16 protein-coding genes are annotated in these 14,824 nt (G+C 47.3%); 8 read left to right on the top strand and 8 right to left on the bottom strand.

Annotated features, from left to right (window positions below):
- Nucleotides 1-396: 396 nt before the first annotated feature.
- Both ACETMN_RS31440 and ACETMN_RS31435 read left to right on the top strand, forming a co-directional pair.
- Nucleotides 397-2,055, top strand: coding sequence for a glycerol-3-phosphate dehydrogenase/oxidase (locus ACETMN_RS31440; protein WP_091012651.1), 1,659 nt, complete (start codon nt 397-399; stop codon nt 2,053-2,055).
- 68 nt (nt 2,056-2,123) lie between these two features.
- Complete coding sequence (locus ACETMN_RS31435) at nt 2,124-3,128, top strand: Gfo/Idh/MocA family protein (RefSeq protein WP_091012653.1); 1,005 nt, start codon at nt 2,124-2,126, stop codon at nt 3,126-3,128.
- A 106-nt stretch (nt 3,129-3,234) separates the two neighbouring features.
- Here ACETMN_RS31435 and ACETMN_RS31430 read toward each other — a convergent pair whose 3' ends face one another.
- Nucleotides 3,235-3,534, bottom strand: coding sequence for a winged helix-turn-helix transcriptional regulator (locus ACETMN_RS31430; protein ID WP_026081419.1), 300 nt, complete (start codon nt 3,532-3,534; stop codon nt 3,235-3,237).
- 424 nt (nt 3,535-3,958) lie between these two features.
- Here ACETMN_RS31430 and ACETMN_RS31425 point away from each other — a divergent pair, with 424 nt between their 5' ends.
- Entirely contained in the window at nt 3,959-4,339 is a 381-nt protein-coding gene (locus ACETMN_RS31425) for a DoxX family protein (RefSeq protein ID WP_051447288.1), read from the top strand.
- Between the two features lie 125 nt (nt 4,340-4,464).
- Here the strand turns inward: ACETMN_RS31425 and ACETMN_RS31420 are convergent, their stop codons facing one another.
- The 5 genes from ACETMN_RS31420 to ACETMN_RS31400 form a co-directional block, all read right to left on the bottom strand.
- Nucleotides 4,465-5,304 carry a DNA alkylation repair protein gene (locus ACETMN_RS31420; protein WP_411735529.1) on the bottom strand — a complete coding sequence of 280 codons (840 nt, stop codon included), beginning with the start codon at nt 5,302-5,304 and terminating at the stop codon, nt 4,465-4,467.
- Between the two features lie 77 nt (nt 5,305-5,381).
- The gene (locus ACETMN_RS31415; protein WP_411735528.1) at nt 5,382-6,077 is read right to left on the bottom strand and encodes a Crp/Fnr family transcriptional regulator; all 696 of its coding nucleotides are present in this window, start codon (nt 6,075-6,077) and stop codon (nt 5,382-5,384) included.
- A gap of 124 nt (nt 6,078-6,201) precedes the next feature.
- Complete coding sequence (locus ACETMN_RS31410) at nt 6,202-6,720, bottom strand: AbrB/MazE/SpoVT family DNA-binding domain-containing protein (protein ID WP_047840820.1); 519 nt, start codon at nt 6,718-6,720, stop codon at nt 6,202-6,204.
- Nucleotides 6,721-6,826: 106 nt separating this feature from the next.
- The gene (locus ACETMN_RS31405) at nt 6,827-7,507 is read right to left on the bottom strand and encodes an LrgB family protein (RefSeq protein ID WP_047840819.1); all 681 of its coding nucleotides are present in this window, start codon (nt 7,505-7,507) and stop codon (nt 6,827-6,829) included.
- Complete coding sequence (locus ACETMN_RS31400; protein ID WP_411735527.1) at nt 7,504-7,875, bottom strand: CidA/LrgA family protein; 372 nt, start codon at nt 7,873-7,875, stop codon at nt 7,504-7,506. The genes ACETMN_RS31405 and ACETMN_RS31400 overlap by 4 nt, the downstream gene beginning before the upstream one ends.
- A 156-nt stretch (nt 7,876-8,031) precedes the next feature.
- Between ACETMN_RS31400 and cidR the strand changes: the two genes are divergently transcribed.
- The 5 genes from cidR (at nt 8,032) to ACETMN_RS31375 (ending at nt 12,068) form a co-directional block, all read left to right on the top strand.
- Entirely contained in the window at nt 8,032-8,916 is an 885-nt protein-coding gene (cidR, locus tag ACETMN_RS31395; protein WP_076251770.1) for a cidABC operon transcriptional activator CidR, read from the top strand.
- A gap of 111 nt (nt 8,917-9,027) precedes the next feature.
- The gene (locus ACETMN_RS31390) at nt 9,028-9,885 is read left to right on the top strand and encodes a carbon-nitrogen hydrolase family protein (protein ID WP_091012659.1); all 858 of its coding nucleotides are present in this window, start codon (nt 9,028-9,030) and stop codon (nt 9,883-9,885) included.
- A gap of 73 nt (nt 9,886-9,958) precedes the next feature.
- Nucleotides 9,959-10,633: a GNAT family N-acetyltransferase gene (locus ACETMN_RS31385; RefSeq protein WP_091012660.1), complete on the top strand. Its 675-nt coding sequence runs from the start codon at nt 9,959-9,961 to the stop codon at nt 10,631-10,633.
- A 44-nt stretch (nt 10,634-10,677) separates the two neighbouring features.
- Complete coding sequence (locus tag ACETMN_RS31380; RefSeq protein ID WP_091012662.1) at nt 10,678-11,349, top strand: GNAT family acetyltransferase; 672 nt, start codon at nt 10,678-10,680, stop codon at nt 11,347-11,349.
- 158 nt (nt 11,350-11,507) lie between these two features.
- Nucleotides 11,508-12,068 carry a hypothetical protein gene (locus tag ACETMN_RS31375; protein WP_411735526.1) on the top strand — a complete coding sequence of 187 codons (561 nt, stop codon included), beginning with the start codon at nt 11,508-11,510 and terminating at the stop codon, nt 12,066-12,068.
- Between the two features lie 94 nt (nt 12,069-12,162).
- On the opposite strand, the gene ACETMN_RS31370 is transcribed toward ACETMN_RS31375, so the two are convergent.
- Both ACETMN_RS31370 and ACETMN_RS31365 read right to left on the bottom strand, forming a co-directional pair.
- Entirely contained in the window at nt 12,163-14,145 is a 1,983-nt protein-coding gene (locus tag ACETMN_RS31370) for an LTA synthase family protein (protein ID WP_411735525.1), read from the bottom strand.
- Between the two features lie 169 nt (nt 14,146-14,314).
- Nucleotides 14,315-14,812: an antibiotic biosynthesis monooxygenase family protein gene (locus tag ACETMN_RS31365; protein ID WP_036612926.1), complete on the bottom strand. Its 498-nt coding sequence runs from the start codon at nt 14,810-14,812 to the stop codon at nt 14,315-14,317.
- Nucleotides 14,813-14,824: the final 12 nt, after the last annotated feature.

Below are 14,824 nucleotides of genomic sequence, written 5' to 3'. Positions count from 1 at the left end.
ATGAAATGAATATTTCTTGGTGTGGGTATTTGTACTTTTTAACTAAACATATGTTATAAATGATATTTACTGGTGGAAAATGATGCATGATTTACAGGGTTATTCTTCCTGGAGAAGGCAAAATGCATACCCACTATAAGGAAAAAAACAAGGTTAGTGGATTCATTTGAAATTCCATCCTTTGGCAGAACAACTTTTTGAATTTTTTTTGAATAATGTGTCATTTCAGGACTTCACGCCGTCAAAAATCTGTGATAGGATAAAGGCACAAGTTAAAAAATGATGTCTGGAGATCGGGAGGGACCACGTGCCGCTCAGCAATTGCTGAGCGAATGACGTGGTCCTTTTTTTGTTTTCTTTACGGAAAAATTGAGAAAATCAATAGGAGGTTCAAGAATGACAGAAACGTTCTCGTCAGCACACCGGACCGAATATTTGCAAAACATGGCGAATGTACATTTTGACGTATTAATTATTGGTGGTGGAATTACAGGCGCAGGGATTGCATTGGACGCAGCTTCCCGTGGATTGAAGACGGCGCTTGTAGAAATGCAGGATTTTGCAGCAGGTACATCCAGTCGTTCGACCAAGCTTGTCCATGGCGGATTACGATATTTGAAGCAATATGAAGTGAAGATGGTTGCTGAGGTAGGACGGGAGCGGGCTGTAGTTTATGAGAATGGGCCACATGTAACCACACCGGAACCGATGTTGTTACCGATCTATACGGCTGGCACGTTCGGCCGCTTCAGCACATCCATTGGACTGATGGTGTATGATCGGCTCGCCGGGGTGAAGCGCAGTGAACGGCGCCAAATGTTGAATGCTGGAGCGGTGTCAGACAGTGAACCTTTATTACGCAAACAGGGGTTGTTGGGTGGTGGACTCTATGTGGAGTACCGGACTGATGATGCCAGGCTCACCATAGAAGTTATGAAAGAAGCTGTCAAACGTGGGGCACAGGCAGTGAACTACGTCAAGGCAAAAGGTTTCCTGAAGGAGAATGGCAAGATTACAGGTATTGAAGCTATGGATCAGATCGATGGGCAGATATATACGCTAAAAGCAAGCAAGGTGATCAACGCTTCCGGCCCCTGGGTGGATGGGCTGCGGGAATTGGATGGTTCGCGCAAGGGGAAAACGCTACAGATGACCAAAGGCATTCATTTGGTCTTTGATGGTGAACGATTCCCATTGAGGCAGGCTGTCTATTTTGATACACCAGATGGTCGAATGGTATTTGCTGTCCCACGTGATGGCAAAACCTATGTAGGAACAACCGACACTGTATATCAGGATGATCCTGCACACCCGCAAATTTCCGACTCAGATCGCGATTATGTGATCGATGCAGTCAACGGCATGTTTCCAGATGTACACATTGGTACCGAGGACGTGGAATCCGGATGGGCGGGTGTACGTCCACTCATTCATGAGGAAGGCAAGAATCCTTCCGAAATTTCACGTAAAGATGAAGTCTGGGTATCCGATTCCAATCTGATTACGATTGCCGGGGGCAAGTTAACCGGATACCGTAAGATGGCCGAGATGGTTGTTGATCTGGTCGCACGCCAGATGGAGCAGGAGAGTGGGTATTCCATAGGCCCTTGTGTAACGAAGAAGATGCCCATCTCCGGCGGTGACGTAGGGGGATCGGCTGGATTTGTATCGTATGCGGAGCGCAAGATCAAGGACGGTGTTGCCCTCGGGCTTGCCCGACCTGCTGCGGAGCGGCTGGTTCGCACGTATGGTTCCAATGTGGAGGCACTGTATGAGCGAATGCCCGATCCACGCACCAAGTCCGAGCTTCATGGCATGCCACAGGAGCTATTGCTGATGCTGCTTTACGCGATTGATGAAGAGATGGCTGTAACCCCGTCTGACTTTTTGGTACGAAGAACAGGTGATTTATTCTTCCGTATTGATGAAGTTCGTCGCTATAAAACAGCGGTTATCTCGTATATGGCAGGTCGTTTGAACTGGTCTGAAGAAGAAGAGGTTAAACATACACAGGAACTGGATCAGCTGTTGCTGGAAGCATCCGGCAAAATCTAAGGCAGGATTTCAAGGTCAAGAGTCGAATGGAACATGTAAGCGTGTAACATAGAGAGGGGATTACATCCATGACATTACAGATCGGAATCATTGGAACAGGCTGGTTCAGTAAGGTACACGCGGATATTCTCGCACGGATGGAAGGTGTTCGTGTTGCGAGTGTCTGTGGAACATCGCTCGAAAAGGCAGAGGCCATGGCCTCCGTTTATGATGCAGTTGGTTACGGGGAACTTGAACATATGCTGGATGGTGAGAAGCTGGATGCGGTGTATATCTGTGTGCCTCCGATGTCTCACGGGTCGATTGAGTCCGAATTAATCCGCCGCGGTATTCCATTCCTGGTGGAGAAACCTTTGAGCACCGGAATGGATGTTCCGCGTCAGGTGTTGGATCAGGTGCAAAAGAGCGGATTGTTAACCTCTGTAGGATACCATTTCCGTTATCAGGAGGCCGCGCAGGTCCTGCAGCAATCGATGAAAGAACAGACGGTCGGCATGGCTCTTGGCCGCTGGATGGGCGGAATGCCAGGGGTCGCCTGGTGGCGGCGTCAGGACGGTTCAGGAGGACAATTCGTAGAGCAGACTACACATATTGTAGACTTGCTTCGGTATTGTGCAGGAGAAGTTACGGAGGTATATGCCGTAGCAGCTCAGCGAAGCATGCATGAGAAGCATGAGCATGTGACCGTAGCCGATGTGGCGAATGTGACGCTCAAGCTGGAAAGTGGAGCGATTGCCAGTATCGCCAATACATGTCTGTTGCCAGACGGAGAGGGCGGCGCGGGGCTCCAGTTCTACACGGATGCAGGCGTGTGGGATTGGACGCCAGAACGTTTGCTTCTGCCAAGTGCGGCAAAACATGCGATGGCAGGTCTGGAGATTCCGGCAGGACATAATCCATACGAGCGTGAGAATGAAGCGTTCATTCACGCCCTTCGTACGGGAGACCGTTCACGAATTCTGTCCGATTATGCGGATGCCTGCCGTACACAGGAGATTACAACGGCGGCCTTGGCATCGGCAGATTCCGGTCTGCCGGTACAGCTTCAGCCTTCAAAATATCTCTCTCATTAATAAAAGTTGAACGTAATATAAATACGCCTGAATCAGGGAATGATCCGCAGATCGGCCCGATTCAGGCGTATTTGTGTTGAGTAGAGATTATTAAGCAGCAATTCAACTACTCGGATTTCTGCTGTTTCAACCAGTCGGATGACCAGCTGTAGATCTGATCAATGACAGGTTCAATGGCTCTGCCTTTAGGTGTTAATTCATACTCTACACGGGGAGGTATCTCGGGAAACATGTGTCGGGTTACGATACCTTCCGTCTCCATTTCCTTCAAACGCTCCGATAAAAGTCGTCCACTGATCGCCATCTCTGCTTCAAGCTCCGTAAACCGTTTGGGTCCGGACAACAGTTGGTACATGATTAACAGTACCCACTTCTTTCCTATGATGTCTATGGCTTGAGTGATCATACAGGGACTTGGTGTTTTTACTTTTTTTAGCTTCAACGTGTTCACCTCGATTCATGATTATTTTCTTCGCAGGTTGTATATGAAAGGACATGGTTTCTGCCGCTTTAAGAATATAGGACATCCAAGTAAATGAGGGTTACTACAAAATATACTGTAACATACCTTTTGTATGTATTATACATCATACAGTGAAAAATTACTTGAAGAAATTATATTATTAATATATACTAACTTCACAAAAGTAAGTTTGTGATAAATAATACGTATAATATGAACGCGTACTATTCTGAAAATTAAACTCGGCTGAACGGTTGAAAACAGAGTGACCTTTGGGAACTTTTACATAGATTCTTTTTTTACAATGTGCAGCAAAAATAATCATTACATAGTAGGAACATATAATTTCTTGCAGGAGGATATACACATGAACAAGATTTTGGGTTACGTTTTTCTGGTTGTGTTAGCAGGTGTTTTCGTCATGACAGGGTTTAACAAGATTAGTGGGGCAGACATGATGATTCAGACATTCGAAAGTTTCTCTTATCCGACATGGACGATGTATTTGCTCGGGGCTGCGGAGTTGCTTAGTGCAGTAGGATTGCTGATTCCACGTACTCGCATCCTGGCTTCAGGCATACTGACATTCATTCTGATTGGGGCCGTGGGAAGTCATCTGATCTATGCACAATACGCTGCTGTTCCGTTCCCGGCTGTGTTGTTGGTAGCTAACATCATTGTTCTGGTGGTAGGCATGCGCAGATTGGAAGCGGAAGAAGAAGGCCAGATGGACGCGATTCAGGCGTAAGTTAAAGATAAGAGGGAACGTTATGGGGCTATTTACCGAGGAAAAGGTATTCCTGTCAAAAGGAATGTAAACGCGGATGCCTATGCAGAAGATGACCACTGCCAGTAAGCGGTGGTCATCTTTTTTTATGTAAGACTTCGCGTGGCACGTCTAACGATTCGCCGCGTATATTGTGTATCCGACTGCTGAGTCCAAGTGGCACAGACCTGCCGCACCCACTCTGGATTGGTCTTGCTGGCGTCGTTCAGCCAGTTACTTACCGAATCCTGTACATACTTATGGGCATCGGATTTCACCGCGTCAAGCAAGGGAAGGGCCATGGCCGGATTTTCTTTTAACTCCTGAATATGCTTGGTCCAGACGCCACGAGGTCTGATTGATTCTATGGCAAAGCGACGGATCAGTGGATCAGGGTCAACGCTCCATGGGATTAACTGCTGCAGGGCTAAGGATAATTCGGCAGAGATGGACTCCCGTACAGCCATCCAGGCGATTTCTCTTACACCAAAGTGATGATCTGCTCCAAAGGGCCGAATATGCTTCAACTTTTCAGTCAGGTTCAGACCAGAATTCAGCCCAATGATATAAGCCGCCCAGCAGCGAACACTGTCTGAACGATGCTCTGCAATGGAACGAAAGAGATCCGTTTGTTCATTCATGGTTAGACGATTCAACAGATCAAGCCATTGCATGGCTATGGCCGGGATGATTTTCATGATTCGCTGCTCATCCATCTGTGTTAACTGCTCTGTAATTGCTCTGGTTTCGGTATCCATTCCCCATTCATGGGTAACCTTCTGAAAAAGAGAAACATGATCTACAGCCAGCCATTCGGTCAGATTGACTGATTCGATATGTCCTGCTTGCAGCCAATTGCGGATATGCTCAGGGATCTCCGTTGCTCTACGGGCACCTTTGCGAAGAAAAATGTCTTCAGGGATAAATAGATCTGGCTTAGCATTCAACAGTATATTCCTCCTTAGCTGTATAGCATCATGAGTTATACAATACAACTTGCTGGAGAAAGGGGATGTAAGGCATCTTACAAGTGGGCAGTGATTTTCCGAAGGGTAGCGATTTCGTCACGATGAAGGGAGACTGATTTGAATCCGGTACGAATACGACCTGCTTTTGCCAAGTCTTGCATGACAATCGTAACCGATTCCCGTGTAGCCCCCGCCATCCAGGCAATCTCCTGATGGGTAAGTGCGAGTTGAATCTTGCAGAACTCATCTTCTTCGATCCATCCCATCTGTTCAGCCAGACGGAAGAGATTATGTAGCACCTTTTCATGCAGGTTTCCTAGTGCGAGCGTCCGTGTCAACTCACTCATTTGCTTGATCCGCTCGCTTAGTACGTTCATCAGTCTCATCATAAATTGTGGATGTTCAATCAGAAACTGTTCAAAACGTTGTTTGTTCATCAGGCAAATATCACACTCCTCCATCGTTTCGATATAAACGGCGCGTGTTCCGAGTGAGATTCCGTTCATTTCTCCAAACACGTTACCTTCCGTCAACATATCGAGAGTGAACTGTTTGCCCTCCGGATTTAATGTATATAAACGAACCTTTCCCCGTTTTACAAAATAGAAACCCTCCGTAAACGTATCCGGTGTCTGGATCTGTCTGTTTTTGGGTATGGTCGTGATAGAGGTCATCCCATCCATTTCAATCAGGTCTGCCTCGGATAAGGAGGACATGAGGTCGAATTGTGATAAATACAGAATTTTATCCATAGAGCTCCTTTCCATTACAAGTTGAATAAAAAAAGAAGAACCCACGAAAAACAACGGGTTCTCTTGCAGCGGGACTTCCTGATCGGAAGGTCTTCTGACTATAAATGATCGAATGCCATTTTGATTATAGTAACTTTTTTAATTGAGAGACGCGTCCTTGGCTGATGCCAAGCTTTTCCGCAATTTGCTGTTGAGCCAAACCGGGATTCTGTTCAACAATTTCTTTCATCTGTTGCAGCATGCGTGCCGTCTTTGGCCGCAGGTCCGGGTATTCTTGGTTGTCAGCTGTGGTCCCTTCTTCCCTAGCGGGAGATGAGACTGGGGCGGATTTGGAAGCAGGACGCTCCACGGGTGCAGGAGCCTGTTTGTTCTGAGGTACGAACCAGTCGGGAGAGTCATCCGGGTGTTTTAATTGAATTGCACAAGTCCGGCAGATGAATTGTTCTTTGAAATACATTTCCGTATCTACATCACCGCAAAAAATACATAATGTTGATTTGTACTTTCTTAAAATCAACTCTTTCCCTTCAATGAAAAACTCAAGCGGATCGCCGATATGGATTTCCATCGTATCCCGCATTTCTTTGGGAAGGACAATTCGTCCAAGACGGTCCAGAGATCTCTTCATTCCGGTTCTTTTCATCGCATCTCCCCCGCAATATTCACAATTAAAAACCTGTCCTTATTGTAAGGAAGAAAGGGCTTTAATACAACAATAATATTTCAAAAAAGTGGAATAATGCCATCTATTATGGAAAAATAAGTTTGGAAAGGACGGGTGCAACGGCTAAAGTGAACAATGCAGCGAGCACCATGGAGATGCTGGAGATGGTACCGGTCAGGGAACTCAGTTCAAATGCCTTGGATGTCCCTGTGCCATGGGCACCGGTTCCAAACAGTGTGCCTCGTGCAATCTCCCCATCGATGCGCAGCATTTTGACAATAGAAGGGCCCATAATCACTCCGAGCAGACCAGTCATAATAACAAAAACAGCTGTCACTGCGGGTATGCCACCGATGGTGGCGGATACGTTCATGGCAATTGGAGTGGTAATCGATCTTGGGATCAGACTATGAATGAGACCGGAATCCAGGCGCAACCATTTGGCGAGCAGGGCAGAAGAGAGTACGGCAACGACTGAACCGGTCATGACACTGAAGACAATCTCGGAAATATGTTTTTTGAGTACATGGAAAAAGGTATAGAGCGGAACGGCAAAAGCCACGGTGGCCGGTTGAAGAAGCAGACTCAGCCATTTGCCGCCACTGCTATACGTGGCATAATCCGTTCCGGTTGCAAGTAATATGCCAACGACAAGCAGTGGCGTAATGAGCAACGGAGACAGGTACACTTTCGGCAGATTACGATACATTCGTTTGGCGACCCCATAGATACCGACGGTTAACAGCAGGCAGAGAAATCCAATCATCCGGTGTGACGCTCCTTTCGTTTGGCAATTCGTGTAGCAACCAGGCCTGTGCAGGACATGACCAGGAATGTACTAAGCAGTACGATGAATAAAATCTGCAATCCGTCATGCTCCAGCATGGGCATATAGTTCATGATGCCAACGGCTGACGGGATAAAAAATAACAATAGTTCACCGAGCAGCCAGGCAGCTCCAACTTCAATCCAACGCAGCTTCACGACACGAGTCTGAAGCAGAATGAATAACACAACCATACCGAGTAGTGAACCGGGTACAGGAAGATGGAGAGTACGGGCCAGCAGGTCCATAAGCAGTGAAAAAACCATTAAGAGCGCAACCTGTGCAATACCAAGGCCCCATTTTTTCACTTCAATCCCTCCTTATATAATCAACGTAATCGTTTAATTTTTTTTTGAAAATGTTTCATTTGATATCACAAATTTTACATGGCATTCTTTCATGAGTAAAATGCATATTAAGAATGTTTACTATTCCATTTATCTATGAGAGGTGGGGATCAACCGATGGATATCCGCCATTTGCAATATTTTCTGGAAGTTGCCCGGCAGCAGAGCTTCACAAAAGCCGCCGAAGTCCTGTATATCACCCAGCCCACGATCAGCAAGACGGTCAAGAGTCTTGAAGAGGAATTGGGGATCACGCTACTGGATCGTTATGGCAAAAAGGTGGAACTAACCGATGCAGGTCATGTTTTTTTTCGGCAGGCACTGGAGATTGAAAAATCATTCCGCAGTCTGTCGTCCGAATTGGACGATCTGATGAACTTGAAAAAAGGCCATCTGCGGATCGGCTTGCCGCCAATGGTAGGATCAAGCTTTTTCCCCATGATCATTGGTGAATTTCACAAAGCCTACCCGCAGGTGACCATTCAGCTGTTTGAGGATGGCGCCAAAAAAGTGGAGGCCGATGTGATCAGCGGTGCACTGGATATTGGCGTTGCCGTACTGCCAACCGTGGATGAACTGTTGGATCATTTTGTGTTTGTGAAAGAGAAGCTGAACCTGCTCGTACACCCTTCACATCCACTTGCGGAGAAAGAGTCGGTCGCGCTGCATGAACTGGAAAACGACGCCTTTGTGCTGTTCCGGGAGGATTTTGCATTGCATGACCGGATTATTGTGGCTTGCCAGCATGCGGGGTTCCAGCCCCGTGTGGTATATGAGAGCTCTCAGTGGGATCTGCTCAGCGCGATGGTTGCCGCCAATCTGGGTGTAGCCTTACTGCCGGAGACGATCTGTCGTGAGGTGGACCATATGCGCGTACGTATTATACCCGTGGTGGAACCGGTGATTCCATGGCAGCTCGGCATGATCTGGCGGAAGGATCGTTATCTGTCTTTTGCCACGAGAGAGTGGATTGGATTCACACAGTCGATGCTGGGTGAGTAAGGAAGCGATCGGAAGGTTATTCTGTCATTGTAGTGCCCAGTGTAAATACTCTTTTGTTGACCCCGGATCGTTGTTACAATGGAAGCATAATCATGATGGAGGTGTACGAACATGAAACTGCGGGTATCCGCTGTACAATACCAATTGCACACAATCAGCTCGTTTGAGCAGTTCGCCGCTCAGGCTGAGCATTACATACGGACAGCAAGCGAATACGGAACCGAATTTGTGCTGTTCCCGGAATTTTTCACAACGCAGTTAATGTCCATTGGGGACAAACAAGGCAATGCACTGACGATTGAGGATCTGCCGAACTATACGGAACAATATGAACAACTGTTCACTTCACTTGCTGCCAAGTATGGCATGCACGTCATCGGGGGAACCCACGTCATTCGCCGTGAAGGGAAGCTGTATAATACAGCCCACATGTTCTATCCAGATGGTCGCATCGCTCGCCAGGACAAGATTCACATTACACCAACCGAAGTCCAGGAATGGAATATGGCTCCCGGAGATGGACTTGAGGTGTTTGACACGGATAAAGGCCGCATTGCCATGCTGACCTGTTACGATATTGAGTTCCCGGAAATTGTGCGGATGGCCAAAGCCAAAGGCGCTGATGTGATTTTCTGTCCTTCCTGTACGGACGATCGTCACGGATTCTACCGTGTGCGTTATACGAGTCATGCCCGCGCGGTGGAGAATCAGGTGTATGTTGTGTTAACAGGAACAGTGGGTAACTTGCCAACCGTTGATTTCATGCGGGCCAACTACGGACAGGCTGCAATTATTACGCCGAATGATATTCCATTCCCGCCACGTGGCATTCTGGCCGAGGGTGAGATTAACAACGATATGATCGTGACCGCCGATCTGGATCTGGACTTGTTGTATGAGGTGCGCGAACGTGGATCGGTAACGACCTGGCGTGACCGCCGTACCGATCTGTATACCGATTGGGCGTAGGCAACTACGTTTAAAACCGAAGCAAAACAGAGTTTTGGAGTTCATTTGTCAGTGGAAAGGAGTAAACGGCAACATGTATACGAAAGAAATGCTGATCACCGACCCGGAGCGGAATGGTAAAAGGGTAAAAGCAGTCGTTCGCAATTATATTGCAGCCGACTTTGAGGAACTCATTCGCATTCAGGCGGAGAGTTTCCCTCCTCCTTATCCGGAAGAGCTGCTCTGGAGTCACGAGCAGCTCACCAGTCATGTGCAGCATTACCCGGAGGGTGCCATCTGTATTGAAGTCGATGGAGAATTGGCTGGCTCAATGACCTCGCTGCGGATGCAGTGGGACCCTGCACATCCAGCAAGTCATACCTGGGCCGAAGTAACGGATGACGGTTATATTCGTAACCATCAGCCGGATGGCAACACGCTGTATATTGTTGATCTCTGTGTTCGTCCAAAGTACCGCAAATGGGGACTGGCTCAGTTGATGATGCAGGCGATGTACCATCTTGTGATTGCACAGGGTATGGATCGGTTACTAGGCGCTGGTAGAATACCCGGTTACCATCTGGTTGCAGACCAACTGTCTGCGCAGGAATATCTGGATCAGGTAACAGCAGGAGAGAGGCGTGACCCGGTGATATCGTTTCTGCTTCGCTGTGGCCGCATGCCCGTTGGTGTGACCGCAGACTATCTGGACGATGAGGAATCCTGTAATTATGCTGCCCTGATGGAGTGGCTTAATCCGTTCAGATAAAGAAAACAAATGAAATACATCATTGATCGAGGAGGCATTAATCTATGGAATTCACGCGTATTACATCTATTAAAGATCCGTTGTTTGCCCAAATGCACAAGCTAATGCAGGGAATTTTCCCGCGGGAGGAAGTGCTCGACTTCCCCCTGTGGGAAGAACCGCTGGAAGATCCGGGTATTCGGGTGTTCGTGGCTGTACATGAAGGACAAGTCGTTGGCGCGACGGAGTACCGTTATTACGACGACTGGAACGTAGCCATGACGGACTTTACGATTATTGGGCGCGAAGGACTGGGGATTGGCAGTTTCCTGGCGAATCGCCGCAAGCGTGATCTGCAAAAGCTGGCTGCAGCAAACGGGAAAGAATTGTTCGGTATGTTTGCCGAAATCTATAACCCTTATCTGAGTCAGGATCACGAGTTTGGCGGCATCAAGCCGATGGACCCGTATGTGCGTCGCGAAGTATTGTCCCATCTGGGATACCAGCGTCTGGACTTCCCATATGTTCATCCATCCTGGCAAGGGGATGGCGAAGCGGTTGGTGGATTGGACCTGTGCTTCATGCCAGGTGATGAGTCGCTTGGTGAACTGCCAGCAAGTCTGGTGGCTGATTTCCTGAATCGATATTATGCTGTACTTCCTAATAAACCACAAGAATGGCTTGCCATGGTAGAACAATTGACTGCTCGCAAGTCGGTTGCGCTACTGCCGTTGTAATCATATGAAAGACCCGCGCCTGGACTAACAGGGTTCGGGTCTTTTTTGTTTATTTTTCAGAATAAACACGATAGTATTTTCTTTTGTATGGGATATGTTACCATAAATATGGAAGATATGTGTTTCTATTATTCACTTTTTATTAAGGAGGGGATTAGATGAGAAAAAGCAGAATCTTATTGATATGGATGCTCGCTTTATTTTTAACAGCCTGCAGTTCGAGTGACGATGCTTCACTACCAGATGTACAGGAGAGGGAACGTGAGGATGCCATAAATACCGAACAAATGCGGAAGGAAAATGAACTGCTGAAGGAGCAGGTACGTAACAACCAGAAGAGAAAAGGTGAAAAAGACGCAACAGAGCAAGAAGAAATAGAAAGTTTAAGAGAAACGCTGAACATAACGTTTAAACTGATGGCGGCGATGCAATCCAATAACTATACATATCTTGAATCGGTGTCTTCTCCGAACATAGAAATATCGCAGCAGAACAATATCATTATTTCGAAACTGGAACAGGGGGATTACGAAGTACCTTTTCTGCAAAACGTTAGCCTGAATAATTTGGAGTACCGTGGATTTAATCCTCTGGATTCAGATCGTGTCATTTTACATATGGCTACAGTATGGTCTGATGGAAACGGTGCATTAGATTTCTATTTCATTCGTTCTGAGGAAGGCAACTGGCTCTTTGATGGTCTGCTTACGAATGGATAGGCCACTAGTCTGGTTCTGAAAATAAATAGCGACCGTTCTCTCTATGTTAAAGAGGAGGGTCGCCGCATGGATGAGTTCGAGTGAAAAGATTCAATTATTGTTTAGCCTTTCGGTCCGGTAACTGGCTTAAATAACTGTTGGACAAGTGTGCAAGATCCAATGCTCGATCATATTGATCCTTCGTTATAAACCGTGAAGAAGACAGCCCACTGTTATTGGGTGTGGCGATAGTTGGAGATTCCTCATCTCCCGAAATCTGAGGTGTCTCGTCTGACGGAACACCTGTCCGTTGTTGCCCAGCATCCTGTCTGCCTGCATCAGCTAGGGAATAATGCGTCCCGTCCCCGTATCCTTTTGCCGGAATGAAGAGAGAAGCATCGTTTAGCACCGACCCGGAAGGAAGGTAATAGCGTTCGGGTAGGAGATTTCCCCCTTCACGAAGCAAATCCTGTCCGAAGTGTAATTGGTCCTTCAGTGATACTCCGGTGAGTCCCGCAATCGTTGGCAGAATGTCCACCTGGCCTCCGATCTGTTCCAGTTGTACACCCGGGGTAACGCCCGGAGCCGAGATCATGAGTGGGATATTAATCATATCTGCTGATGTGTATTCCCGGCCATACAACTCTTTCATAAGGACTTTGTCATCCCGATCCAGTGAGTAGATGGGAAGCCCCAGGTGATCCCCGTACAAGACGAACATGCTATTTTCCCATAATCCCCGTTCTTTCAATCCAGCAATCAACTGTCCAACTGCCTCATCCGCATAATGCTGTGATATCAGATAATTACCGGGCAACGTATCCTTGTAACGTTCTGGCAGCGTCAGCTTTACCTTGTTTTTAGGCAAAGTGTACGGGTGGTGGGCTGACATGGAAATGATATGGGCATAGAAGGGATTGCCCGAAGACTGCATGGATTCCAGCTTATCCAGTGTTTTGGAATACAGTACTTCATCCGAGGCCGAAAAGGCGATAGAGTCCTGTGTGCCGAAATAATCAATATCATAATACTGGTCGAATCCTAGTGCCTTGTATAACTGATCCCGATTCCAGAAACGAACATCATTTGTATGGAATGTGGCTGTCTGGTATCCGTTTGCTGACATCAACTTGGGTAGACTCGGCAGAGCTTTATCCGCATATACAGTTGTTGCTGCCCCGTTCGGTGGGGTGTAGAACGATGTGTTCACAACAAATTCTGCATCCGATGTATTTCCCTGTCCCACTTGCTGATAAAAGTTCGGAAAATACAGGCTCTTTCTAGCCAGTTGATTCAGGTTGGGCGTGATCTCCTGTCCATCTACCTCTAATCCAATCAGAAAGTTCTGAAACGATTCCAACTGGAGCATAATCACATTGCGTCCGCTTGCGGCACCCTTCTCCAAAATTGCAGGAAGTTCGGTCGTTTGCTTCAGTTGGTCGATGTCAGTCTGATCAATCTGAGCAATGGGCACAGGTTTATCAGGTCGATCCAGGATGGTATACGCCTCGTAACCGAGGATGCCCATCTGTTCTGCTTGTGTAAGCTCACTCATGCTGGCCCGATTGGGATAGATGTTAAGCATGCATAGGATCATGGACAGGATCAGAATGACCGAAGCGACCCGTCTTCTGGCACGTCGTTCAAGTGGAATACGGTTTGGGCGTTCTGTACTCCCGAGCCTGATCCGACGACGAGTGAGTATCCCCCCAATGATCAGAACGTCTGCAAAAATAAACAAATAATAGGGATCAAGTAAAGAGAACATACTGCTCTTGACTGAGGTCACCTGATTCACCTGTGCCAGCGCATGATAGTTAACGATTACGCCATAGTATTTGTAGTACATGATGGCTGCAAAGAAAATCCCTGAAAGCAGCAGATCCACGGCAAGGTACATCCACATTCGTCGCTTGGCAGCAAACCACTCAATTAGACAGAAGCCGATCCAGATGAGCGGCAATTCGGTCAGCAGTGGTTTCCAGACAGGGATGTCATCGAAGATAACAATCCAGGCAAGTGAACTTTTGATCATCATGATAATGGTAAAGAATATAAAAGGTCCGCTTAGAAATCGGGTGAGTGAACTGCGTGACAAGGTACCGCCTTCCCTTCCGAAGTTTCATTTAACAAGTATTATCCTATCTCAGCATGGCTGTGTCAAAAATGAGAGCCTTCTACAATTGACGGCAAAAAACCTCTCCATACAGGAAGAGGTTTGAAAAAACATGGGCTACTGCGATAAAAGCCAGGCGTGACCCAATCCGTTATTCTATAGTGTACGTTGTGACGTAAGAAGGTCTGGGGAACATGGTGGGCTTTTGTGCAGTCAGCCCTTCGCTTGTACTGCGGTTTCGGTGAGCGTGACTATAGGCTTGGGATTCCTGCCAGCCTTTGAAATGTTCTTCGGATTGCCAGAGTGTAAGTACAACATACGTATCATCCTTGAGAGGGCGAAGCACACGAATACCGACAAAACCAGGCTCGTCTTCTACCTTGCGGGCACGGTTCTTAAACCGTTCTTCGAAATCGTTACGACCATCCTCTGTGACAGGGATATTGTTCAGAACAGCGTAACCACCGCCAGTCCAGGAGCCTGCGGCATCAAAAGCTTCATATGCGGCTACTTTATCATCAGACTCGATATTCATCAGGCGTTCTGCGGATTCAATAGCCAGACGCACATGCTCTTCGCTTCGCAAAGTTAGATGCGGGTACGCAGCAAGTGCATCCGGAATCGGTGAAGGAACCAAATAGATATACATAGAAGCTGCCTC

Origin of the sequence: Paenibacillus sp. M2, from assembly GCF_046713495.1 — a bacterium.
GTDB classification, from domain to species: Bacteria; Bacillota; Bacilli; order Paenibacillales; family Paenibacillaceae; genus Paenibacillus; species Paenibacillus amylolyticus_B.
This window is presented reverse-complemented; position numbering and strand designations above follow the sequence as displayed.

Excerpts from the sequence above, each read along its gene's own strand:
- ACETMN_RS31435 (WP_091012653.1), top strand. The coding sequence starts at position 2,124 with ATGACATTACAGATCGGAATCATTGGAACAGGCTGGTTCAGTAAGGTA.
- ACETMN_RS31430 (WP_026081419.1), bottom strand. The coding sequence starts at position 3,534 with ATGATCACTCAAGCCATAGACATCATAGGAAAGAAGTGGGTACTGTTA.
- ACETMN_RS31365 (WP_036612926.1), bottom strand. The coding sequence starts at position 14,812 with ATGTATATCTATTTGGTTCCTTCACCGATTCCGGATGCACTTGCTGCG.
- ACETMN_RS31440 (WP_091012651.1), top strand. The coding sequence starts at position 397 with ATGACAGAAACGTTCTCGTCAGCACACCGGACCGAATATTTGCAAAAC.
- cidR (WP_076251770.1), top strand. The coding sequence starts at position 8,032 with ATGGATATCCGCCATTTGCAATATTTTCTGGAAGTTGCCCGGCAGCAG.
- ACETMN_RS31425 (WP_051447288.1), top strand. The coding sequence starts at position 3,959 with ATGAACAAGATTTTGGGTTACGTTTTTCTGGTTGTGTTAGCAGGTGTT.
- ACETMN_RS31385 (WP_091012660.1), top strand. The coding sequence starts at position 9,959 with ATGTATACGAAAGAAATGCTGATCACCGACCCGGAGCGGAATGGTAAA.
- ACETMN_RS31380 (WP_091012662.1), top strand. The coding sequence starts at position 10,678 with ATGGAATTCACGCGTATTACATCTATTAAAGATCCGTTGTTTGCCCAA.
- ACETMN_RS31375 (WP_411735526.1), top strand. The coding sequence starts at position 11,508 with ATGAGAAAAAGCAGAATCTTATTGATATGGATGCTCGCTTTATTTTTA.
- ACETMN_RS31410 (WP_047840820.1), bottom strand. The coding sequence starts at position 6,720 with ATGAAAAGAACCGGAATGAAGAGATCTCTGGACCGTCTTGGACGAATT.
- ACETMN_RS31415 (WP_411735528.1), bottom strand. The coding sequence starts at position 6,077 with ATGGATAAAATTCTGTATTTATCACAATTCGACCTCATGTCCTCCTTA.
- ACETMN_RS31390 (WP_091012659.1), top strand. The coding sequence starts at position 9,028 with ATGAAACTGCGGGTATCCGCTGTACAATACCAATTGCACACAATCAGC.
- ACETMN_RS31405 (WP_047840819.1), bottom strand. The coding sequence starts at position 7,507 with ATGATTGGATTTCTCTGCCTGCTGTTAACCGTCGGTATCTATGGGGTC.